The 22498-nt window shown below is 61.6% G+C and carries 19 protein-coding genes and 1 pseudogene; 9 read left to right on the top strand and 11 right to left on the bottom strand.

Annotation, left to right across the window (positions count from 1 at the left end; all coding sequences use genetic code 11):
* Window positions 1-40: 40 nt before the first annotated feature.
* The 7 genes from NKH12_RS12610 to NKH12_RS12580 form a co-directional block, all read right to left on the bottom strand.
* Window positions 41-1357, bottom strand: a complete 1317-nt coding sequence (locus NKH12_RS12610) for a PQQ-dependent sugar dehydrogenase (protein WP_352953441.1) — start codon at window positions 1355-1357, stop codon at window positions 41-43.
* A gap of 108 nt (window positions 1358-1465) precedes the next feature.
* Window positions 1466-2551, bottom strand: a complete 1086-nt coding sequence (locus tag NKH12_RS12605) for a c-type cytochrome (protein WP_352953407.1) — start codon at window positions 2549-2551, stop codon at window positions 1466-1468.
* Complete coding sequence (locus tag NKH12_RS12600; protein ID WP_352953405.1) at window positions 2551-3174, bottom strand: cytochrome c oxidase assembly protein; 624 nt, start codon at window positions 3172-3174, stop codon at window positions 2551-2553. Before NKH12_RS12600 ends, NKH12_RS12605 begins: the two co-directional genes overlap by 1 nt.
* A complete protein-coding gene (locus NKH12_RS12595; protein WP_127313825.1) occupies window positions 3171-3551 on the bottom strand; it encodes a hypothetical protein in 381 nt (126 codons plus the stop codon). Before NKH12_RS12595 ends, NKH12_RS12600 begins: the two co-directional genes overlap by 4 nt.
* A 7-nt stretch (window positions 3552-3558) precedes the next feature.
* Window positions 3559-6075, bottom strand: a complete 2517-nt coding sequence (gene ctaD, locus NKH12_RS12590; protein ID WP_352953404.1) for a cytochrome c oxidase subunit I — start codon at window positions 6073-6075, stop codon at window positions 3559-3561.
* Window positions 6072-7049, bottom strand: a complete 978-nt coding sequence (coxB, locus tag NKH12_RS12585; protein WP_352953403.1) for a cytochrome c oxidase subunit II — start codon at window positions 7047-7049, stop codon at window positions 6072-6074. The genes ctaD and coxB overlap by 4 nt, the downstream gene beginning before the upstream one ends.
* A gap of 146 nt (window positions 7050-7195) precedes the next feature.
* The gene (locus tag NKH12_RS12580) at window positions 7196-7375 is read right to left on the bottom strand and encodes a hypothetical protein (RefSeq protein ID WP_352953402.1); all 180 of its coding nucleotides are present in this window, start codon (window positions 7373-7375) and stop codon (window positions 7196-7198) included.
* 388 nt (window positions 7376-7763) lie between these two features.
* Between NKH12_RS12580 and NKH12_RS12575 the strand changes: the two genes are divergently transcribed.
* The 4 genes from NKH12_RS12575 to NKH12_RS12560 all read left to right on the top strand — a co-directional run bounded on the left by NKH12_RS12575 (window position 7764) and on the right by NKH12_RS12560 (window position 13607).
* The gene (locus tag NKH12_RS12575) at window positions 7764-9713 is read left to right on the top strand and encodes a PrkA family serine protein kinase (protein ID WP_352953440.1); all 1950 of its coding nucleotides are present in this window, start codon (window positions 7764-7766) and stop codon (window positions 9711-9713) included.
* Window positions 9714-9732: 19 nt separating this feature from the next.
* Window positions 9733-11043, top strand: a complete 1311-nt coding sequence (locus NKH12_RS12570) for a YeaH/YhbH family protein (protein WP_352953401.1) — start codon at window positions 9733-9735, stop codon at window positions 11041-11043.
* A 10-nt stretch (window positions 11044-11053) separates the two neighbouring features.
* Window positions 11054-12640, top strand: coding sequence for a SpoVR family protein (locus NKH12_RS12565; RefSeq protein WP_352953400.1), 1587 nt, complete (start codon window positions 11054-11056; stop codon window positions 12638-12640).
* A 469-nt stretch (window positions 12641-13109) separates the two neighbouring features.
* The gene (locus tag NKH12_RS12560) at window positions 13110-13607 is read left to right on the top strand and encodes a DUF1772 domain-containing protein (RefSeq protein WP_352953399.1); all 498 of its coding nucleotides are present in this window, start codon (window positions 13110-13112) and stop codon (window positions 13605-13607) included.
* 21 nt (window positions 13608-13628) lie between these two features.
* Here the strand turns inward: NKH12_RS12560 and NKH12_RS12555 are convergent, their stop codons facing one another.
* Together NKH12_RS12555 and NKH12_RS12550 are read right to left on the bottom strand one after the other, a co-directional pair.
* Window positions 13629-13835, bottom strand: coding sequence for a hypothetical protein (locus NKH12_RS12555; protein ID WP_352953398.1), 207 nt, complete (start codon window positions 13833-13835; stop codon window positions 13629-13631).
* A gap of 206 nt (window positions 13836-14041) precedes the next feature.
* On the bottom strand, window positions 14042-16033 hold the full coding sequence (locus NKH12_RS12550) for a protein-L-isoaspartate(D-aspartate) O-methyltransferase (RefSeq protein ID WP_352953397.1): 1992 nt from the start codon (window positions 16031-16033) through the stop codon (window positions 14042-14044).
* A gap of 286 nt (window positions 16034-16319) precedes the next feature.
* Here NKH12_RS12550 and NKH12_RS12545 point away from each other — a divergent pair, with 286 nt between their 5' ends.
* From NKH12_RS12545 to NKH12_RS30590, 4 genes are all read left to right on the top strand, one after another.
* The gene (locus NKH12_RS12545; RefSeq protein ID WP_352953396.1) at window positions 16320-18731 is read left to right on the top strand and encodes a phosphoketolase family protein; all 2412 of its coding nucleotides are present in this window, start codon (window positions 16320-16322) and stop codon (window positions 18729-18731) included.
* Window positions 18731-19903: an acetate/propionate family kinase gene (locus NKH12_RS12540; protein WP_352953395.1), complete on the top strand. Its 1173-nt coding sequence runs from the start codon at window positions 18731-18733 to the stop codon at window positions 19901-19903. Before NKH12_RS12545 ends, NKH12_RS12540 begins: the two co-directional genes overlap by 1 nt.
* Window positions 19904-19991: 88 nt before the next feature.
* Entirely contained in the window at window positions 19992-20327 is a 336-nt protein-coding gene (locus NKH12_RS12535; RefSeq protein ID WP_352953394.1) for a hypothetical protein, read from the top strand.
* A 127-nt stretch (window positions 20328-20454) separates the two neighbouring features.
* Window positions 20455-20607 carry a transposase domain-containing protein gene (locus NKH12_RS30590; protein ID WP_502910786.1) on the top strand — a complete coding sequence of 51 codons (153 nt, stop codon included), beginning with the start codon at window positions 20455-20457 and terminating at the stop codon, window positions 20605-20607.
* On the opposite strand, the gene NKH12_RS12530 is transcribed toward NKH12_RS30590, so the two are convergent.
* Together NKH12_RS12530 and NKH12_RS12525 are read right to left on the bottom strand one after the other, a co-directional pair.
* Window positions 20559-21413 carry an aminotransferase-like domain-containing protein gene (locus NKH12_RS12530; RefSeq protein ID WP_352953439.1) on the bottom strand — a complete coding sequence of 285 codons (855 nt, stop codon included), beginning with the start codon at window positions 21411-21413 and terminating at the stop codon, window positions 20559-20561. The genes NKH12_RS30590 and NKH12_RS12530 overlap by 49 nt on opposite strands.
* Before the next feature lie 16 nt (window positions 21414-21429).
* Window positions 21430-21711: a hypothetical protein gene (locus NKH12_RS12525; RefSeq protein WP_352953393.1), complete on the bottom strand. Its 282-nt coding sequence runs from the start codon at window positions 21709-21711 to the stop codon at window positions 21430-21432.
* A gap of 294 nt (window positions 21712-22005) precedes the next feature.
* Between NKH12_RS12525 and NKH12_RS12520 the strand changes: the two are divergent.
* Window positions 22006-22407: pseudogene (locus tag NKH12_RS12520) on the top strand (LysE family translocator); the annotation flags it as partial.
* Window positions 22408-22498 lie beyond the last annotated feature (91 nt).

The raw sequence follows: 22498 nt of genomic DNA, 5'->3' as shown, positions 1-22498 counted from the left end.
TTTTATCGCTCCTCGTCGGGTCGCCGGCAGCACGAACCGCTCAAAGTGCCGATTGCGTCTGAGATGGAACGACCCGCCAGATCTTGTTGCCGACATCATCCGCCACCAGCAGGGCGCCGCGCCGGTCTATCGCCACTCCCACAGGACGGCCAAAGGCCTTGTCGTCCTCGCTCAGGAAGCCGGTGAGGATGTCCTGAGGCGGGCCTGATGGCTTGCCGCCGGTAAAGGGCACGAAAATCACCTTGTAGCCGCTGCGCGGCTTGCGATTCCACGAGCCATGCTGGCCCACGAACGCGCCATTCCTGTATTGAGGACCGAACAGGTCGCCCGTGTTGAAGGTCAGTCCTAATGAAGCCGTGTGCGCCCCGAGCGCATAGTCCGGCTTGATCGCCTGGGCGACGAGGTCGGGCCGCTGCGGCTTGACGCGATCGTCGACATGCTGGCCGTAATAGCTGTAAGGCCAGCCATAGAAGCCGCCATCCTTCACCGAAGTCATGTAGTCCGGCACGAGGTCGCTGCCGATCTCGTCGCGCTCGTTGACGGCGACCCAGAGTTCGCCGCTTTGCGGATTCCAGGACAGGCCGTTCGGATTGCGCAGCCCGGAGGCGAAGAGACGCGTCTCTTTCGAGGCGAGATCGATCTCAAGCACTGCGGCGCGGTTCTCCTCTTCCTCCAAGCCGTTCTCGCCGACGTTGGAATTGGATCCGACCGTCGCATAGAGCTTCGTGCCGTCCTGCGAGGCGGTCATGTCCTTGGTCCAGTGGTGATTCCTCCCCGCCGGCAGGTCGACGATCTTCTCCGCCGGTGCGGTGATTTCGGTGGCGCCCTCCTGGTAGGGAAAGGCCACAATTGCATTGGCGTTGGCGACGTAGAGCTTGCCGTTAAGCAGCGTCATGCCGAATGGCGAGAACAGCCCGGTGAGGAAGGCCGTTTTGGTTTCCGCCACTCCGTCGCCATCCTGATCGCGCAGCAACGAGATGCGATTGGCGCTAGATGTTTGCGCGCCAGCCTGGCTCTGGAAGAGGTCTATGAAGAAGCGGCGTATGCTGCGTATGCTTTCTATGAAGAAGCTGCGTATGCTGCGTATTCCGAAGCCCTCGTCCGGCTTGGGCGGCGCATTGCTCTCGGCCACCAGCACGTCGCCGTTTGGCAGCACGTATAACCAGCGCGGATGGTCGAGCCCGCCGGCAAACTCGTTGACTGCAAATCCCTGGGCCGCCGTCGGCTTCGTGCCCTGCGGCCATGGCGCGGCCTTGGCGACATGGACAGTCGGCAGCCAAGTCGGATTGGGCTCCGGCAGGGTGGGGTTGGGGCCAAAGGTGTCCGCAATCGGAACGGTCGCCTCTTCGCGCGACAGGAAGAAGACCGCTCCGCCGGCGACGACGAAAAGAATGATCAGCACGAGAAGGGCGGCAAGCAACTTTTTCACCAGAACCTCGAAAACGTCGAAAGAAGGCAAACGCACTTATCGCGTTCCGGTTGCGGACGGAGCGGCCGATAGGGAGAAATAGGCCGCAAGGGCGCGGACGTCGTCGTCCGTCAGACCCTTCGCGGCATTGGCCATAAGATGGCCGAAGCGCGTTCCACCCCGCTTTCCCGCCCTGAACAGCCCAAGCTGCGCCTCGATATAGCGCGCCGGCTGGCCGGCGATGGAGGGATAGAGCGGGCTGCGGTCATGTCTTCGGTGACAGCCGAGACAGGCGGGCACGCCGGCGTCCTTGATGCCCCTCTCGGCGATTTCCCTGCCGCGTCGGACAAGCGGGGAATCGTCCCCGCCGCCGGCGTGCATCGTCGGCAGAGCGGCGAAATGCTTGGCCAGGTCCGGCCACGACTGAGGCCCCGCCTCGATGGCGGGCAGGCTCATCAACCCGCTCGCCCGGCCTCCCTCGGCATAGACACGCAGGCTTTCAAGGAGATAGGCCTCGCTCTGCCCGGCGAGAACGGGTATCGCGGGGCCGCGCCCGAGGCCGTCCCCACCGTGGCAGCGGGCGCAATCCGCGAGGGCTTGCGGTAAGGTTCCGGCAGCGGCTGCAGGAGGCGCAAGCCTTGCTCCATAGGCGAGGTCACGATAGGTGGCTTCGTCCATCGACGGCAGTTCGCGCAGAAAGGCGACCATCGCCCAGACCTCGTCGTCGCGTTCCTGCGTCGGCCAGGCCGGCATGCCGGTGAAACGCACGCCGTGCTTGACGAGCCGGAAAAGCTCCGCGTCGGACCATTCGCCGACGGTCCCGGCAAGGTCAGGCGGCTGCGGCAGCATCCTCATGACGACAGGAGATCGCGGTTCGCCCGGCGCCCCGTGACAGATGGCGCAGCCGCGCGCGAAATGTCCGGCGGCCGGCTGGATCGCATGGCGCGGCAGAGCCTCTGGAACGTCGACCGCCAGGGCATAGGTGCGCACGGCCGATCGCATGGCGAAATGGAGGAACCATTCCGTAATCTTCCAGTGACCGCTCGAGGCACCGACATTGAAAAAGCCGATCCAGGCCGCCAGCACGACGACGAAGGGCAAAATGGCAAGCGCGATGGCGAGCTTCTTCCAGCTGATATGCATCAGACCGACTTCCGTGGCGGGGCGGCGAGCATGCGCGCGAAAAGCGTCACGCCGCCGGCCAGGTAGATCGCTGCGCCGACCAGAAGCATGATTACGCCGCCAAGCTCCTGATCCTGCTGCGCGGAAAGCGCGACGCCGAAGCAGCTTACCTCGCCCGTCCCATAAAGCGGCCTCGGGGTCAGCGCCAGCAGCGCGCCAAGCAAGGTCATATGGATGGACGTCAGAAGCAGGGCGAAGGCGCCGGCGGCATTGCCTGTGATGTCGGAGCCGCGGCGCGGCAGGCAGGCCAGCCACAAGACCAGCCCGGCGGCGAGGAACGTGGCCTGTTCGATGGCGGTCGCAAACAGCGAGCTTTGCGCCAGCGTCCGCAAGGCCGGCGCGTGCCAGGACCAGACGACGATGAGTTCGACGAGGGAGGCGGGCAGGGCGAGGGTGAACGCCCGGCTTGCATCTGGTGTCGGGCCGAGCGGGATCCCAATCGCCATCAGCGGCGCAGCGATCGCCACCACTCCCATATGCGCGAGCATGTGCGCGGAAAACGAATCCCGCCAGGCATCGAGCAGCGGTCCAAGCCAGACCAGGGCGAGGACGAGCAGGCCGAGGATGAGGCAGGCGCGTCTCACCGGATACACTCCGTCAGGAACAATGCGGGCATCGCGGTGAAGATCACGGCGATGAAGCTGAGGCCCGAGAGCAGCAGCGTCGCAAAGCCCTGGAACAGGGTCCGGTCGCGCCTCGTCGGATCGTCATGCGGCGGATCGTCTGTGCCGAAGCCCCATTGCCGCCAGGCGAGCCATGCGGATAGCGCGATGAGCGAGAGGGCGATCAGAGTGGCGGCGGCGATGCCCGCGCGCACCGCGCTGAAACTCAGCCCGACAAGCTCGGGCTTGGCGCAATAGACCGCCGCGCCGATGTAGCAAACGAGGAAATGCGCAGCCCACACCACGGGCGCGGTAAACAGCGTCCAGAGCGTTTCGATCTCTTTCGGGATGAGCCGCATCGCCGCCTCACATCGCTGCCGGAAAGAGGCCAATGATGGCGAAGGTGATGACGGCCGTGACCAGAAGAAAATGCCAGTAGAGCACCACGTTGCTTAGATCCATGTCATGCTTCGGCGTCAGTCGGCCCGCCAGCGAGCGGGCCAGGCAATAGGCCTGCATGACCGTGCCGAGCGCGGCATGGGCGAGCGCCCAGATCACGAGGATCCACACGATCGCGGGATAGACGTGGCGCGTCGGGTCCATGCCGGGAGACCACGGCGCGGCCAAGCCTGCGGCGGACGCGGCAACGGTCGTCAGCAGCGACAGCACCAGCAAGCCGCGCATAGTGGCCGTGGCGCCGCGCCTGTTGACCGTGCGGGCCGCCACCATCAGGCCCCACGCTGCAGCGAACAGGATAGCAGCCAGCAGCGACCAGATCGCATCAGGCCCGGCAATCCCCGCGGTGAAGTCGGCATGGATTGTCCAGTAGAAGAAATAGCCGAAGACGAGGCTGGCGAAGGCCGTGCCGTCGCCCACCATGGTGATGAACATCGCCCACCAGCCGACCGAATCGGGGCCGGAGGCATAAAGCGGCAGGCTGAGGCCCAGGCCGATATCCTTTTCCGGCTTTTCGGGGATTTCGCCGGTGCCCGTCCAGAGCCAGTAGATGACGGCGCAAAAGCAGGTGATTGCGGCCATCGCCGTCGCGATCCACCAGTGGAAGGTAAGTGCGATGAAGGCGGCTCCGAGCGAAAGGGCCGAGACGATGGTGACATGGGAAGTGCCGCCGACGCGCAGCACCTGGATGGGGTCGGCGTCGAGCACGGAGGTGACCAGTCCCTCGCGCCGTCCCTCTTCCGCGTCGGGCAGGTAATAGCCGCCTCCATTGACCTTGCGCGCAAGGTCCTTCTGGTCCCAGAGTGGATAGCGGCTGCGCACGATGGGTATCGAGCGGACGCCCCAGTCCTCCTCCGGCTCGGAAATCCATTCCAGCGTGCCGGCATTCCACGGGTTGAGTTCGCCGCGCGGCTCCCGGTGCTTCGGCCTGAGCACGTCGAAGACGACGACCAGCACGCCCGCGGCGAAAATGAAGGCTCCGGCCGTCGAGATCAGGTTCAGCCAGTCCCAGCCGATTTCGGCTGGATAGGTGAAGACGCGCCGGGGCATGCCGCGCAAGCCGCTCAGATGCATGGGGAAGAAGGCGATGTTGAAGCCGCAGAACATCAGCCAGAACGCGAGCCGTCCCAGACGGTCGGAGAGCTTCTTCGCATTGATCAGCGGGTAGTAGTAATAGAGCCCGGCCACGACCGGGAAAAGCATGCCGCCGATCAGCACATAATGCAGGTGCGCAACGACAAAATACGTGTCGTGCGCCTGCCAGTCGAAGGGTGCGAGCGCCACCATGACGCCTGTCAGTCCGCCGATGACGAAGATGGCAAGCCCCCCGGTGCCGAACAGCATCGGGGTCGAGAAGATCACCCGGCCGGCCAGCATGGTGGCGATGAAGACGAAGATCTGCACGCCGGTCGGGATCGCCACCGCCTCGGAGGCCGCCGAGAAGAAGGCCAGCGAGATCTGCGGCAGGCCAGTCGCAAACATATGGTGTACCCACAGGCCGAAGGAGAGGAACCCCGTCCCCACTGCCGCGAGCACGATCCAGGAATAACCGACGATCGGACGCTGGGAAAAAGTCGGCACGATCATCGCCATCAGCGCGATCGCCGGCAGGAAGATGATGTAGACTTCCGGATGGCCGAATATCCAGAACAGATGCTGCCACAGCAGCGGGTCGCCGCCGCGCGCCGCGTCGAAGAACGGCCAATCGAACATCCGTTCCATCTCGAACAGGAGGTCGCCGGCGATCAGCGGCGGGAAGGCGAACAGGATCATTCCGGCAACGATCAGCAGGTACCAGGCGAAGAGCGGCATCAGGTTGATGCGCATGCCCGGCGCGCGGCATTTCATGATGCCGACGATGAGTTCGACGGCGGCCGCGATCGAGGCGACTTCGATGAAGGAGAGGCCGAGCAGCCAGATGTCGGCGCCGATGCCGGAGAACTCCTTGTCGGTGGCGAGCGGCGGATACATGAACCAGCCTGCCGACGGCGCTGCATTGAAGAAGATCGAGCCGCAGACAAAGATACCGCCGAGGAAAAAGCTCCAAAAACTGAACGCTCCGAGGCGCGGAAACGGCATCTCGCGCGCGCCCAGCATTGCCGGCAGGAGGAAGATCGCGACCGCCTCGAAGATCGGCACGGCGAACAGGAACATCATCACCGTGCCGTGCAGGGTGAAAGCCTGGTTGAAGGAGTCGGCCGACAGGAAGTCGTTGTCGGGCACGGCGAGCTGCAGGCGCATCAGGAGCGCGAGCACGCCGGCGAACAGCATGAAGGCGAAGGCCGCCGAGCCGTACCAGAGGCCGATCTGGAAATTGTTCACCGAGGTCCAGTAGCGCCAGCCGGCCGGATTGGCCCAAACGGCGCGCAGCCGCTCCTCCTGCGCCTTGTATTCTCCCCGCGAACGCTCCTCGATCGCAGCGCTCATTGCAGGCCCCTCAGCCAGGCGGCTATGGCGCGAATGTCATCCGGCGGCAACATGTCGAAGGCCGGCATCCTGGAGCCGGGCTTGATTAGTTCGGGCCGGGCGATGAAGCGGGCGATGGCGTCTTCGGTGTTGGGCAGGATGCCGGCTCCTACGGTGACGCGGGAACCGAGATGCGAAAGATCCGGGCCGATCAGGCCGCGCGCATCGGTGCCCGCGACGAAATGGCAGGACCCGCAGCCATGGCGCTGGAACAGCGCGCCGCCGCTCGCGACGGCCCCTTCCGCGGGAATTGCCTGGGCGGCGAGCCAGGACCGGAATGCTTCGGGCTCCATCGCCACGGCCGAGAACGCCATCAGCGCGTGAGACGTGCCGCAATATTCCGCACAGGGCCCGCGGAAGATGCCGGCTTTCGTGGCCATGAGCGAAAGCCTGTTGGTGCGGCCGGGGATCATGTCCATCTTGCCGCCGAGCGGTGGGATCCAGAAGGAATGGATCACATCGGCGCTTTTCAGGGTCAATTCGACCCGCTCGCCGACCGGCATCCGGATCTCGTTGGCGGAAGCGACTGGTGGTCCCTGAGATGGGCGGTAGACAACATCCCACCAGAATTGCCTGCCGGTGACTTCGATCCGCAGGCCGGCGGAGCTCGCCTGAGCGAAGGGCCGAAGGCCAGGCATCAGCCACAGTGCATAGGCGAGCAGGGCACAAAGCGTGACCGACGGGAACACCACGCCGCCCCAAAGGATGATCCTGCTGGCAGACTTTTCGGCCAGCCTGCGGCGATTGAACAGGGCTGAATGAAGAAGCAGGCCTACCACGCCCAGCCAGATGAGGGCGCCGCCGCTTAGCATTACCCAAAACAGTATGGCTATCTGCTCCGCTTCCGCTCCCGCGGGCTCAAGTGCCGACCGGGCGCCGGCATAGCCGCTCGCGAGCAATAATGACGCCGCGGACAGGCTGAAATATTGACCCATTTCCAACCCCTCCGCCGTAAACCGGCGAGAGGGGCGGAAGGTTCCGGGCAACTGAGCTTTCGAACCAACTGCATTTCGCCGGTGACAGCTCAGACTCTTTTCTTGCTGCTGCTAAACTCCACACACTTTTCGTGCCAAAGCGGTTCTCAGTTGCCACCGTCCGGCCGGTCCTTTTCCTCGCGATACAGTCGCTCAGTGGCCCGATCGCTTTCTCTGCGCTCTGCAGGTCCACGACGGCGCCACGTGAGGAGTGCGTAGGCGATCAGGATTGCCAGCAGTAGCGGGCCGCCGGCAACGACGATCAACCACATACTGTTCTCGAACATGGAACATCTCCTTTCCCTCGTTGCCGAGAAGGAGCGAAACCATTGCTACCTTCCGGTCCAGGGGTGGACAGCGCAGTGTCTTCACCGAATCACCTGTGCGCCGCCAACTCAACTGCTGAGCGCAGGCGGCCTGGTTTCATTCCTCCAGAAAAACAGCTTGTTCGCGACGGGTTGTTGCACTCGGCACGCGCTGATGGAAGAATGGAGATCCCTCGGAAACGTTCCATTGTGCGAGCCATTCGCTGGCTGGCTTTCAGGCGTTCACTATATCTGTCTCGACCCCTAACATCCGGTCGCAGACGCACTACGTGATGATAGGGAACCACAAAGGCTTTCCGATAGTTGAATGAAGGGCGACAGCAACCAGACCGGCCGGGGCGAGGATACCATGCGCGAGAACCAGTCCGACGTCTTCGATCTGTTTTCGGAGATTTACACGAATGCGGCGCAGGAGGAGATAAGCATCCAGCAATATCTCCTTGCCTGCCGCGAGGATAAATCGATGTATGCCTCGGCGCCCGAGCGGATGGTCGAGGCGATTGGCGAGCCTACCTTGATCGACACCAGCATGGATGAGCGGCTCGGCCGCATTTTCGCGAACAGGACAATCAAGATCTATCCCACCTTCTCCGAGTTTTATGGCATGGAGGACACGATCGAGCGCATAGCCGGCTATTTCCGCTATGCCTCTCAAGGGCTCGAGGAACGCAAACAGATCCTCTACCTGCTCGGCCCTGTCGGCGGCGGTAAGTCCTCGCTCGCTGAACGGCTGAAGAAGCTGATGGAGCAGCGTCCGATCTATACGTTGAAGGTGGGCGGCCAGATCAGCCCGGTTTTCGAATCGCCGCTCGGGCTTTTCAATCCTGACCGGATGGGCGACCTTTTGGAGGACAAATACGGTATCGCGCGGCGCCGGCTGAACGGCCTGATCTCGCCGTGGGCGGCCAAGCGCCTCGATGAACTGTCCGGCGACATCTCCAAGTTCAGCGTCGTGAAGCTGATGCCTTCGCGGCTGCGCCAGATCGGCATCGCCAAGACCGAGCCGGGCGATGAGAACAACCAGGACGTTTCGGCCCTGGTCGGCAAGGTCGACATACGACAACTCGAGAATTTCAGCCAATCCGATCCGGACGCCTATTCCTACAGCGGCGGCCTGAACCGGACCACGCAAGGGTTGCTGGAGTTCGTCGAGATGTTCAAGGCGCCCATCAAGGTCCTCCATCCGTTGCTGACCGCGACCCAGGAAGGCAGCTACAACGGTACGGAGAACTTCGGATCTTTCCCTTATCAGGGCATCGTCGTAGCCCATTCCAACGAGTCGGAATGGCTCCAGTTCAAGAACAACAAGAACAACGAGGCGTTCCTCGACCGTATTCTGGTGGTCAAGGTGCCGTACTGCCTGCAGGTCACCGAAGAAAGGCAGATCTACGAAAAGCTGTTGCGCGAAAGCGAGTTGGCTTCCAGTCCCTGTGCACCGGAGGTGCTGGACATTCTCAGCCGGTTCACCGTCTCGACCCGTCTCGCCGAGCACGACAATTCGCCGCTTTACACGAAGATGCGCGTTTATGACGGCGAGAACCTCAAGGACATAGACCCCAAGGCGAAGTCGGTTCAGGAATACCGCGATGCCGCTGGAGTCGACGAGGGCATGACCGGCGTCAGCACGCGCTTCGCTTTCAAGATCCTGTCGCAGACATTCAACTACGACACCAAGGAAGTGGCCGCCGATCCTGTGCATCTGATGTACATCCTGGAGGAGGCTATCAAGCGCGAGCAGTTCCCGAAGGAAACGGAGGCCGCCTATCTCGACTTCATAAAGTCGGAACTGGCGACGCGTTATGCCGAGTTCATCGGCCATGAGATTCAGAAGGCCTATCTGGAATCCTACAGCGAATACGGCCAGAACCTGTTCGACCGCTACATCGCCTACGCCGATGCCTGGATCGAGGATCAGGACTACAAAGACCCCGATACCGGCCAGATCCTCAATCGCGAGGTACTGGACAACGAACTGTCGCAAGTCGAAAAGCCGGCCGGCATTGCCAATCCCAAGGACTTCCGCAATGAGGTCGTGAAGTTCACGTTGCGCGCTCGGGCGAGGAACAATGGCCGCAACCCCTCATGGACAAGCTATGAAAAGCTGCGCGAAGTCATCGAGAAGCGGATGTTCGGCCAAGTCGAGGATTTGCTCCCGGTGATCAGCTTCGGCTCCAAGCAGGACAGCGTGACGGAGAAACGGCATACTGAGTTCGTGCATCGGATGGTCGGACGCGGTTACACCGAACGTCAGGTCCGCCGGCTGGTGGACTGGTACATGCGGGTGAACAAGGCGGGCTGAGTCCGGCCGGGATGGTTCCATGCCGATCTTTGTCGATCGCCGACTGAACCCGAAGGACAAGAGCCTCGGCAACCGCCAGCGCTTCCTGAAGCGTGCGCGCGAAGAGCTGAAGCGAAGCATCCGGGATCGGATCCGTACCGGCAAGATCGCCGATGTCGACAGCGAGCACGCCGTCTCGATGCCGGCGAGGGGCACAGCCGAGCCAAGCTTCAGCGATGCGAAGGACAGCGGCAGGCGGCAGCACATCCTGCCGGGCAATAAGCATTTCGCCCCGGGCGACCGGGTTCCTAAGCCCGGCCAGGGCGGCGGCGGCTCGTCTCCGGGGAAAACGGTGTCGGAAGACGATTTTCGTTTCGTGCTCTCGCGCGAGGAGGTGCTCGACCTCTTCTTCGAGGATCTCGAACTTCCCGACCTGGTCAAGCTCAACCTCAAGGAGATACTCGCCTTCAAACCGCGCCGCGCCGGGTTCGCCGCGACCGGTGCCCCGACCAACATCAATGTCGGGCGCACGATGCGAAACAGCCATGGTCGCCGGATTGCGCTCAGGCGCCCCAAGCAGGAGGAGCTTGATGCGATTGCGGAGCAACTCGCAATCCTGGAGGCAGAGCCCCAGAGCGCGGCGCCGGTACGCCAGCGCATCGCAGCGTTGCGGGAAGAGCTTGAGCGACTTGAGCGCCGCCGCAAGCGGATTGCCTATGTCGATCCCGTCGACATCCGCTTCAACCGTTTCGACGCCCAGCCCGTGCCGAACGCCAATGCGGTCATGTTCTGTCTCATGGACGTATCCGGCTCGATGGGCGAACGCGAGAAGGATCTGGCCAAGCGCTTCTTTGTGCTGCTGCACCTCTTCCTGAAACGGCGCTACGACCGCACCGAAATCGTCTTCATCCGCCATACGCACGAGGCGCAGGAGGTGGACGAGGAAACCTTCTTCTACAATACGCAAAGCGGCGGTACGGTCGTTTCCACGGCACTCGAGGAGATGCGCCGCATCATCGAGCAACGCTATCCCAGCAACGAGTGGAACATCTATGCCGCCCAGGCATCGGACGGCGACAATTTCGTCACCGATTCCGAGCGCTGCATCGGCCTTATGGACGGCCAGATCATGCGCCTGTGCCAGTATTTCGCCTATGTCGAGATCATCGACGAACGTGAGAGCCATATTTTCGGCAGCACCGACAATGGAACCTCGCTCTGGCGCGCCTACAGCGCTGTCAACCAGAGATGGCCGAATTTCCAGATGAGTCGTATCGCCAACGCAGCCGACATCTATCCGGTCTTTCGCCAGCTCTTTGCCAGGCAGCCGGCGTTCCAGAAGAGCGCTTGAGGGGAAACCGATGGCGAGCCAGACCAGCAAATCCGGCCAAACCGGCAAATCAGGTCAAACCAGCAAATCAGGATTGCTCTTTTCAGGGTCTGACTGGGATTTCAAGACACTGTCGCGCGCCTACCAAGCAATCGAGGCGCTCGCGATCGAAGAGCTTCACCTCGACGTCTATCCGGTGCAGATGGAGATCATCTCGTCGCAGCAGATGCTCGACGCCTATTCTTCGGTCGGCATGCCGCTGATGTATCGCCACTGGTCCTTTGGCAAGCATTTTCTCTACCAGGAATTGCTCTATCGCAAAGGCGGACGGGGGCTCGCCTATGAACTGGTGATCAATTCCAATCCTTGCATCGTCTACCTGATGGAGGAAAACACCATGGCCCTGCAGGCCCTAGTGACAGCTCATGCAGCGCTTGGCCACAATCATTTTTTCAAGAACAATCATCTGTTCCGGCAATGGACAGATGCCAGCGCTATCCTGAGCTATCTGGACTTCGCCAAGGGTTACATTGCCCGTTGCGAGGAGCGGCACGGCGTCGCCGCGGTGGAGGCGATCCTCGATGCGGCCCACGCGCTGATGGAACAGGGCGTGTTCAGATACCGCCGACCGCCGAAGCTCTCGTCGGAGCGGCAGCGTGAAGGCGTTCGTGAGCGCCTGGAGTACGAAGAGCGTTCTTACAACGATCTGTGGCGCACGCTCCCGCCGTCGAAGGACGGGACCAAGCCCAACGAAACGGACACCGGCATCGCGGAGCGGAAGAAAACGCTCAACCTGCCCGAGGAGAACCTGCTTTACTTCCTGGAAAAAAACAGCCTGGTCCTGGAGCCTTGGCAACGTGAGATCATCAGGATCGTCCGCGTCGTCGCGCAATACTTTTATCCGCAGCGGCAAACGCAGGTGATGAACGAAGGCTGCGCCACCTTCGTGCACTACACGCTCATGAACATGCTGTTCGATCGCGGCCTGATCAGCGAAGGCGCGATGCTGGAAATCCTGCGCAACCATTCGAACGTGATCTTTCAGCCGGGCTTCGACGACCCGCGTTTTTCCGGCATCAATCCTTATGCCTTGGGCCTCGATATGATGCAGGACATCCAGCGCATATCGACTGAGCCGACCGCCGAGGATCGTGACTGGTTCCCCGATATCGCCGGCAACGGCAATTGGCGCGAAACCCTGCTCGACGCATGGGCGAACCATCGCGACGAATCTTTCATCCGCCAGTATCTGAGCCCCGCTCTGATGCGGAAATGGCGGTTCTTTATCCTCGCCGATGCCGCTAGCGAACCGCATTACGAAGTTGCTTCGATACACAATGAGCGTGGCTACGAAAAAATACGCGCCGGGCTCGCCCAGACCTACGACATCGGCGCGAGCCGGCCGGATATCCAGGTGGTGGATGTGGATCTGCTCGGCGACCGACAGTTGCGACTGGAACACAAGGTGAAGAACGGCATCATGCTGGAGGAGGCCAATCGCGACGCCACCCTGCGCCATATCCGGACCCTGTGGGGCTATGAGGTCAGCCTGGCGGCGATCGATGCGCAAACGGGCGCGACGCTCAACGAACGTTCGACCAGCCAAATCGGTGAATGACCAAAACCGGAATGGCCGGCGCCGGCGTCGTTCTACAGCCAGCTTCCACTCTTGGGGTCCGATGCCCTTGCCGTCGGACCCGGGAAGGTCGGTTCCGTGGGAATTTCGGATGGTGTCTCGGGAGGAATTTCGGGCTGCCTTTCCGGGCTGGGAACGGGATCAGGCGAAGGCGGAGGAACGCCCGGAGGCTCATCCGGCGGAGTTTCCGGCGGATCAGGCGGCCGTGCAGGCTCGGGATTGGGATTATCAGGTATCGGCACTGGATTGTTCGGATCAAGATCAGGATCGTTCATGTCTGTTTCCTTGAGGAGGATCACCTGGGATGACAACCATCGTGCCGAATGATGGTTCCCTGCCAATGCCAGCGGCGCTAGAAATGGAGCGGCCCCCCACCATCGTCACCTTTGCCGGGCCGGCGAGCACTCTATGTACGCTGCGTATTGCCAGGCACGGCTAAGGGAGTAACTGCATGCGCGCGTTCATGATTGTCACCCTTCTTCTGGTCGCAATCACAATGGCGCTCTCGCTCGCGCACGCGTTGGAGTTGCCCGGCAAGTTGCGCCTCAAGGAGGCCACCTACAAATCTGTGCAGGCGATCTACTATCCCGGCTTCACTGTCGGTGGGTTTGCCGAGATCGCCGGCATCATTGCACTCGCGATCCTGCTTTACTTCACGCCTTATCCAGGCGCTCGATTCTGGTGGACCTTGGCGGCCCTTGTCTTCTTGGTGGCGGAACATGCGACCTATTGGTTGGTGACGCACCCCGTCAACAATTTCTGGGTGCAAGATATCGCCGTGTCGACACCAGCCGCGACGTTTTTTTCACTGCTCCGTCGGAAGCAAAGCGGCGACTGGAAAGACTTGCGCGACGTTTGGCAAGCCTCGCACATCGCTAGGGCGGGCCTGGCGATGCTGAGCCTCATCTCAATCGCTGTCGCCGCGACATTTTTTGCTGGGAGTGAGTAGCGCGAGAGATGTGCAGCGATGCTACTTGTTCGTCCGCATCTTTTGCCTTTTATTGATCCCGCCAAGAGCATTTGTGTCGTTCTCGACATCGCCTTCAATCGTGTTTTCGCCGTCGAGTAAAAGCTCGTCGCCTTCCTTGATCGTCCCCTTGGAGGTCCCTATACCGGGATTGTTCCTGAGATCGGCATCGCTTGGCTTTTTCCACTTTGGATGTTTGGTTCCGCTCATGGCACAGCTCCTTCGAAACGGGTCCTGTTCTAAAACAGCAGGGCGCGATCAATGTTCCGCCGAAATTCACCTTGATGCGGGGCTTGTCCGAGAGGCGGCTAAAGCGCGCCGCATTTGACCGGCCTCACGCGGCGCGCTTTAGTTTATTGTTTTATGCATGTCGTTATCGCAAAACCGCTGCACACTTTTGCGCGACATGCATTAGACTAGAGCCCGAACGGATAGGTGTCGGGAACGCCCGTTCCCACATGCTCCGGCCCAAGCGGCGTCACCGCGACGGTTTCGTCAAACCAGACGAACGCGTCAAACTGCTGGGAAAGAGAGGCATCCGCGTAGTGGCTGCGCAGTTCGGTTTCCGGCCGATAGATCACGCCGATGAAGCGCTCCAGCCGACGCTCGAGAAGCCGGCCGCGAAGATCGTCGTCGCGTTTGATGTCGAGCAGGAAACGCGAGACGCCGCAGTCATGACAAAGCCGCTCATAGCTATCGTTATGGGAAGGCCGCACCCGCTTGATTTCCATCTCGCTGTCCCAGTCGGAGGCCGCGGCCACTGTTCCGGAATGCGTACTGAGCCCGATCAAGGCTGCCTTGTCGCCGAAGCGTTGGCGGCAGAGCTGACCGATGTTCACTTCGTCCCTGACAATCCCCATTTCGGTGTAGCGGGCGTCGCCAATATGGGAATTATGCGCCCACACGACCGCCTTGGCGTTCAGCCCGCGAGCTTCCAGCAGATGCTCGAGCGTCTCGAACATATGGGTGTCGCGCAGGTTCCATGACTGCGCGCCGCCATAGTACATGATCCGATAGTAGCGTTCTGCGGAAGCGATCAGCCGGGCATTCTGGGTGGCGTCCAGAAAATCGACGCCGTCCTGCTGCGCATAGTCGAGCTGCTTGGCAAGCAGTTCGCGGCATTGTTCGAGCACGGCCTGCTCGCATTTCTCGTAGCCAGAGGAGAGCGCGACGCGGCCGTAGGTGGATGGTTCATGTTGCCAAGGCGTCAGGCAGCCATAGCGTTCACGTGCGATCTTTGCTGCCTGCGGATCGACCCTGTCGAGATATTGCAGAACCGCGCCGATCGATCCGCTCATATTGTAGATATCGAGGCCGTAGAATCCCGCCAGTCGGGACGATATCCTGATCCGCTCATTGTGTTGCCGCATCCAGTCGACAAACGCGGCGACGTCGGTGTTGCGCCACATCCAGGTGGGAAACCGTTGGAACGGCGGATCGGCATTGGCGCGTGGCGGCCGGTGACCGACGTAGCGGTCGATCGCCGCCGCATCGGGCCAGTCGGCCTCGACTGCGACGATGGTGAAGCCGTGCTTCTCGATGAGCCTGCGGGTGATCGCCGCCCGGGCCCGGTAGAACTCCGACGTGCCGTGGCTCGCTTCACCGAGCAGGACGACGCGCCGGTCGCCAAACCGATCGAACAATTCGCCGAATGCCGGATCGTCGAAATCCGGCAGCGGTTCGGCCGCCGCCGCGATCATCTCCGGCAGGCTGCGCGTGCGCGCGCGTCCGGACGGACGATTCGCGATACGGTTGCCGCTCTCGGGCCAGCCCTGCTCGCCGATGAGCGGGACAAACCGCACGCCGCCGAAATCCTCCTCGCTGTAAGTTGCAGCGCCGGTTCGGGTGACCTTGAGAAGGCGCTGATCATGCGGTTCGTCGCCGACCGGGATGACGAGCCTGCCGCCGACATCCAGCTGTTCCTGAAGGGCAAGCGGCGCACCGGGTCCGCCGGCGGCGACCAGAATGGCGTCGAAGGGCGCTGCGTCGGGCCAGCCTTTGGTGCCATCGCCGGTGCGGACTTCGATATTGTCATAGCCAAGCTCCTCGAACCGCTGTCTCGCCGTTTCGGCCAACCCAGCGTGGCGTTCGATCGTGTAGACGCGTTCGACGATGCGGCTCATCACGGCAGCCGCGTAGCCTGAGCCGGTGCCAACCTCCAGGACATGGTCGCCCGGTCCGATCTCTGCCATCTCGATCATCAAGGCGACGATGTAGGGCTGCGATATCGTTTGACCCTCCGCGATCGGCAGCGGCCCATCCTCGTAGGCGAATTCTTCAAAGCCGGGTGCGACGAAAGCCTCGCGCGGAACCTCACGCATCGCTGCCAGCACCTCGCGATCATGGATGCCACGGCGGCTGAGCTGGACTTCGACCATTCGGTCGCGTGCATCGGGAAGATCGAGCATCTTTTGCTCCTCTTTCGGGCTGGCGGGCCTCCGCACTGATTGTCCCCAATCGCGCCCAACGGCTTCCCGGCGACAATCCCTCGATCGGCGGCGCTCGGCTCGGCAGCGCTTGATCTCGTTTCGGCGGCTTGTCTCCTTAACCGTTGGCGAGCTTCCAGGTTCCTGCAAAAGAGCGATTGGCGGGCGCAAATGGCGGCTCCAGCCGAACTTATTTCCGTGAAAATCCTTTCTCCGGGGCGATCTCACTCCAGATATCGACGGGCGAACGCATCCTGGAGACGTTTCGATGAACGACGAGGCTCGGACCACCGCGCAGCCAGCAGGCCTTGATCAGGTCAATCTCATGGATCGCTATTGGCGCGCCGCGAACTACATTTCGGTTGGCCAGATCTACCTGCTCGACAATCCGCTGCTGCGCGAGCCGCTGAAGGCCGAACACGTCAAGCCGCGGCTGCTCGGCCATTGGGGCACGACACCTGGCCTCAACTTCATCTATGTCCACCTGAACCGCATCATCCGTGAACGCGGTCTCGACGTTCTATTTATCTGCGGCCCAGGTCATGGCGGCCCGGCGATGGTCGCGAATACGTGGCTCGAGGGCACCTACAGCGAGATCTATCCCGAAATCGGCCAGGGCGAAGACGGTCTGAGGAAACTTTTCCGGCAATTCTCCTTCCCTGGCGGGGTGCCAAGCCACGCTGCTCCGGAAACGCCCGGCTCGATCCATGAAGGCGGAGAACTGGGATATGCGCTGGTCCATGCTTTCGGCGCGGCCTTCGACAATCCTGATCTGGTGGTCGCCTGCGTCGTTGGCGACGGTGAAGCGGAAACCGGTCCGCTCGCGGCCTCATGGCACTCCAACAAGTTCCTCAACCCGGCATCCGACGGCGCCGTGCTGCCGATCCTGCATCTCAACGGCTACAAGATCGCCAACCCGACGATCCTTGCCCGCATGGATGACGTGGAATTGCGAAGCCTGTTCGCCGGCTATGGCTACGAACCATTTTTCGTCGAAGGTCACGAGCCGATTCCGATGCATCGGATGATGGCGACGAAGCTGGACATCGTGCTCGACAGAATTCGCTCCATCCAGAAGCGCGCCCGTAACCCGGGCTGGCAGGGAGAGCGTCCGCTATGGCCGATGATCGTGCTGCGCAGCCCGAAGGGGTGGACCGGACCAAAGGAGGTCGATGGCAAGAAGGTCGAGGATTTCTGGCGCTCGCATCAAGTTCCGGTATCGAACGCGCGCGGCAGCGAGGCGCACCGCAAGATCCTCGAAGACTGGATGCGGAGCTACGAACCGGAAAAGCTGTTCGACAACAGCGGGCATCTGCTTCCAGAGCTGGCGGCGCTTGCGCCAACCGGGTCAAAGCGCATGGGCGCAACCCCATACGCCAATGGCGGATTTCTGAAGCGCGACCTGGTGCTTCCTGATTGGAAAAGCCTGGGGCTCGATGTACCGCGTCCGGGAAGGGCCACAGCCGAGGCGACGCGGATTCTCGGAAGCTATCTCCGCGACGTCATACGCCTGAATGCGGAGGCCAGGAATTTCCGGCTGATGGGACCGGATGAGACGTCCTCCAACCGCCTTGACGACGTCTTCGAGGTTACGGATCGGGTCTGGATGCAGCGGATCGAGCCCTATGACGACGAGCTTTCCCGTGACGGCCGTGTCATGGAGGTGCTCAGCGAGCATCTCTGCCAGGGTTGGCTGGAGGGCTATCTGCTGACCGGCCGCCATGGCCTGTTCTCCTGTTACGAGGCGTTCATCCACATCGTCGATTCCATGGTCAACCAGCATGCGAAATGGCTGAAGACATCCCGCGAGCTTGCCTGGCGCAAGCCGATCGCTTCACTCAATTACCTGCTGACCTCCCATGTCTGGCGGCAGGATCACAACGGCTTCAGCCATCAGGATCCGGGCTTTGCCGATTTTGTCGCCAACAAGAAGGCCGATACGGTCAGGCTCTATTTCCCGCCGGATGCCAACACGCTGCTCTGGATCACCGACCATTGCCTGAGAACCTATAACCGCATCAACGTCATCACCGCCGGCAAGCAGCCGGCGCCGCAATGGCTGTCCGTTGCAGACGCAGAAGCGCATTGCAGGGCGGGGGCGGGAATATGGGAATGGGCCGGGACAGTTGCGAACGGCGAGGATCCGGATGTTGTCATGGCCTGCGCCGGCGACGTGCCGACACTGGAAACGCTCGCTGCCACCGACATTCTGCGCTCGGCGCTTCCAGACCTGAAGGTGCGCGTCGTCAACGTGGTCGATCTGATGACGCTGCAGTCGAATTCAAAGCATCCGCATGGCCTCGCCGATGAGGATTTCGACGCGCTGTTCACGAAAACCAGGCCGGTCATCTTCGCCTATCACGGCTATCCCTACCTCATCCACCGGCTGACCTACCGACGCGCCAACCATGACAACATGCATGTGCACGGTTTTCGCGAGGAAGGTACAACCACCACGCCGTTCGACATGGTCGTACTCAATGAACTTGACCGTTTTCACCTGGCGCTCGCCGCGATCGAACGCGTGCCAGGTCTCGCCGAACAGGCGAAAGGCCTTGCCGCCGAACTTCAAGCGAAGCTTATGGAGCACAAGGCCTATGTCCGCGAATACGGGGAAGACATGCCCGAGATTCAGACATGGGACTGGCCTGAGAACAGTGCGACGAAGGTTGCCGATTGATGCGACACGCAATTCTTGCACTGAACGCCGGCTCCTCCAGCATCAAATTCGGACTATATGACCTTGAACCGTCCGCAGAACTGCAACTCGTCTCGCGTGGTACGCTGGATCTGGGCGATGCGCCGAGGCTCAGCGCGAAAGCGGCCGACGGATCAGTGCAGTGTGATCGGCCGCTTGCCGGAGACGCACGCGAGACGGGCATCGGCGATTTGCTCGACTGGATCGACAGCGAACTTGGCGGCAGGAAACTGGTGTCCGCCGGTCATCGCATCGTGCATGGCGGGCGCGACTTCGTCGAACCCGTCCGTCTGACGCCTGCCGTGATCGAGGCCTTGGACAGGCTGACGCCGCTTGCTCCGCTGCACCAGCCTCGCAGTCTCGAGCCGATCCGCACACTTGCGGCGCTGCGGCCGGATCTGCCGCAGGTCGGATGCTTCGACACAGCCTTCCATCAGACGATCGATCCAATCGTGAGCCGCTTCGCGCTGCCGCGCAGATACGATGCGGAGGGAATCCGCCGCTACGGGTTTCACGGTCTTTCCTATGAATACATCGCCGGGCGGCTCAAGGAGATTTCGCCCGCGCTTGCAGCGAGGCGGACGATCGTCGCCCATCTCGGCAACGGAGCGAGCCTGTGCGCCATGCGCGACGGGAGAAGCGTCGATACGACGATGGGCTTTTCCGCGCTCGACGGTCTGGTCATGGGCACGCGTTGCGGCGCCATCGATCCGGGCGTGCTTTTATACTTCATCCTGGAAAGAAGCATCGCGGCGGAGGCTCTGCAGCACATGCTCTATGAGGAATCCGGACTGCTGGGAATATCCGGCATCTCGGGCGACATGCGCACGCTGGAAGCGAGCGACGACCCCCACGCCCGCGAAGCGGTAGACCTTTTTGCTTTCCGGGCCGCAAGGGAGGCTGCCGCGCTCGCCAATACGTTGGGCGGCCTCGAATGCCTCGTGTTCACCGCCGGCATTGGAGAGCGCTCGGCGCCGGTCCGCAAGGCAATATGCGAAAGGCTTCGTTGGCTTGGCGTGGCGATCGACGAGCCAGCCAATGCCGCCCATGCCGAGATCATAAGCCGACCGGACAGCAAGATCGAAATACGCGTCGTCGCGACCGACGAGGAAGGCATCATCGCTCGCCACACGCGCGTGCAGGGGAATGCTTGATAACACGATCAACGGTGCGGTTTTCCAAGACAAGGAACCCTGCGCGCCCGCGACCGTTCCCCTGTCTGATATCAAAAGGAGAGATCCAATGGCCGAAACCGATAACACCGCAGGCGCCTCAAAGGCGGCAAACGAAGCCCAGGAAGCGATGAAGAAACAGATCGCTGAGCTTCGCCGCGAGATCACCAAAATAAATCGGACCCTTTCCGACCGCGCCGAGGAGGCACAGGGCTGGTACGACAGCGCCGCCGACCGGGCCTCACGCGCCGCCCGGCAACTGCGTGGCCAGGCACACACCGTATCTGAAACCGTCCAACAGAACCCAGGCACAATCTCTTCGGCGATGGTGCTTGGCGGCGTGCTCGGTGTTCTCTTGGGAATCGTGATTGCAAAGAGTTCCGAGCCTGAACGGCGGTGGTTCTAGAGCATTTTGCAGCCAAACGGCTTCGTTTGGCGTCAGACAAAATGCGTAAAGCAAGGAGTTAGAGCGCGGTTTGGCGCTCTAGGGACAGATCACCACCTTGCGATACCCAGCCTAGCGGCACTCAAGCATGGCTTTTTCGCTGTCGGCATCCGCCACGACGACCGTTGCCAACCCGGCCCGCGCCGCCTCGCTCGTCGAAACCTCCAAGCTTAATGGTTCCGATCCACTGGCCTACCTGACCGCAACGCTCACGTCGCAGCAGCTTATTGCATCCTCGTAAGCGCGGCGAAGGAGCTTTAGTCCTCTGTGGATTTGAATCTCGGTAAGACTTGCGTATCCCATCACCAGGCCGAGGCACCTCCGATCCAATGTCTGATCGAAATAATGAGGTGATATGGAGTAGATGCCGACTCCAAGCGAGGCGGCTCTCTCGATGAATGATGTCGCCATAGAGGGCGGCATGTCGCGGAACCAGACGACGACGTGCAGACCGGCCTCCGCACCTTCGACCCAAACGAGATCTCGGAATTCAGCGTGCAAAGCGTCGAGGAGCGCTGCACGTCGGCGGGCATTTTGACGACGGGCCTTGCGCACGTGGCTTTCGTAGACGCCGGATTCCACCAGGGTCGCAAGCGCCTCCTGTTCGAGGATGGGGGCATGCCTGTCCGTCAGGCGCTTGGCCTGGGCAAAAACCTCCTGCAACTCTCGCGGAATGACGAGGTAGCCGATCCGGAGCGTCGGCGACAGTGTCTTCGAAACCGTACCGATATAGATGACGTTCGACGCGACTCCAAGCGCGCGAAGCGGCGGTATAGGGTTCATGTCGAATTGATATTCGCTGTCGTAGTCGTCCTCCACGATGTAGGCCCTCTTCTCTTGCGCCCATCTCAGCAGTTGCTGGCGTCGCCCCATGGACATTACGCTTCCCAAGGGAAACTGATGTGAAGGCGTGACGTAAGCCAGCCGCGCGCCAACATCCGCCAATAAGTCCGCTCTGATGCCTTCGGCGTCAACCTCCACCGGAGCGGCGATGGCTCCTGTCATCTCGAAGACGCTCCGTGCCATCGGGTAGCAGGGCTCTTCGATGGCGAACCCGTCGCCCTCATCGAGAAGGAGCCGGGCGCAGAGATCCAGTCCCCTGCTGAGAGCCGTTGACGATGACGATCTCGCCCACCTCGCACCTGATGCTCCGCGCTCGCCATAGATAACCCTGCAGGCCGATACGCAGGCGGATCAAGCCACAGGGCTCGCCATAGGATAACTTGGGCGGCCGTCGCAGCGCAGCATCGTTCATCGCCTTCCGCCAGGCAAGGGTCGGGAAGTCAAAGGCCGACATGTCGCCGTAGCGGAAGTCGGCGACGAGCTTCTCCGACGAAACCCGCATCGGAATAGCTCGAGATCGAAGCCTTTCCCCGAAAGCGGAGAGGCTGTGTGGCTCTGCGGCTGTATGAAGGACTTCTCCCGGCTCGCTGCGAATTCTGCTTGCGGGGTGGCAACCGGACCATCGTGATTACCCAAATGAAGACGTTTCGTTGATCCAGACATTACCGGGAGCACTCAGTCAGGCAAAGGCCTGAGGGCAACTGGACCAGCGCTTTTTGTCCAAAACTGGTTCTAGGCCCCAGGGCCAGTTGTGCAGGTATTGATGACGCCAGTTTGCACCTCCCGAAGAAGTAAAATGCTGGCCGACCTCCACCAATTCATCATCGTCTTTACCGCCTACGTCATCGCTGCCGGTAGTCCCGGCCCGAGCAATATGCGCATCATGGCCGTCGCCATGAACGACGGCCGCAGGGCGGCGCTGGCAATCGCGTCTGGCGTAGTCAGCGGCTCGATCTTTTGGGGCCTGATGGCGGCGACAGGTGTCTCGGCGATCCTCAGCCGTTACGCGCAGGCACTCGTGATCCTGCAGGTGCTCGGAGGCCTTTATCTTCTCTATCTCGCCTTCAAAGCAGGCAAGGCTGCGCTTTCTTCAGACAAGGATCAGCTTCGCCCGACCAACGAACGGAAGGCGACGGCGGCCACTCTCTACAAGCGCGGACTGCTGATGCATCTCACCAATCCGAAATCGATCCTGGCATGATGGGGTGGACGGCGCCCGACGGCATCGAATGTGCCAGAGTGAGGTCGTATGAGATCTCAAACAAGGGAGCCGTCCGTGGAACAGGTTA

Source organism: Mesorhizobium sp. M1322 (assembly GCF_040318085.1).
Classification (GTDB): domain Bacteria; phylum Pseudomonadota; class Alphaproteobacteria; order Rhizobiales; family Rhizobiaceae; genus Mesorhizobium.
The sequence above is the reverse complement of the archived record's forward strand: the minus strand, read 5'-3'. Positions and strand labels throughout refer to the sequence as shown.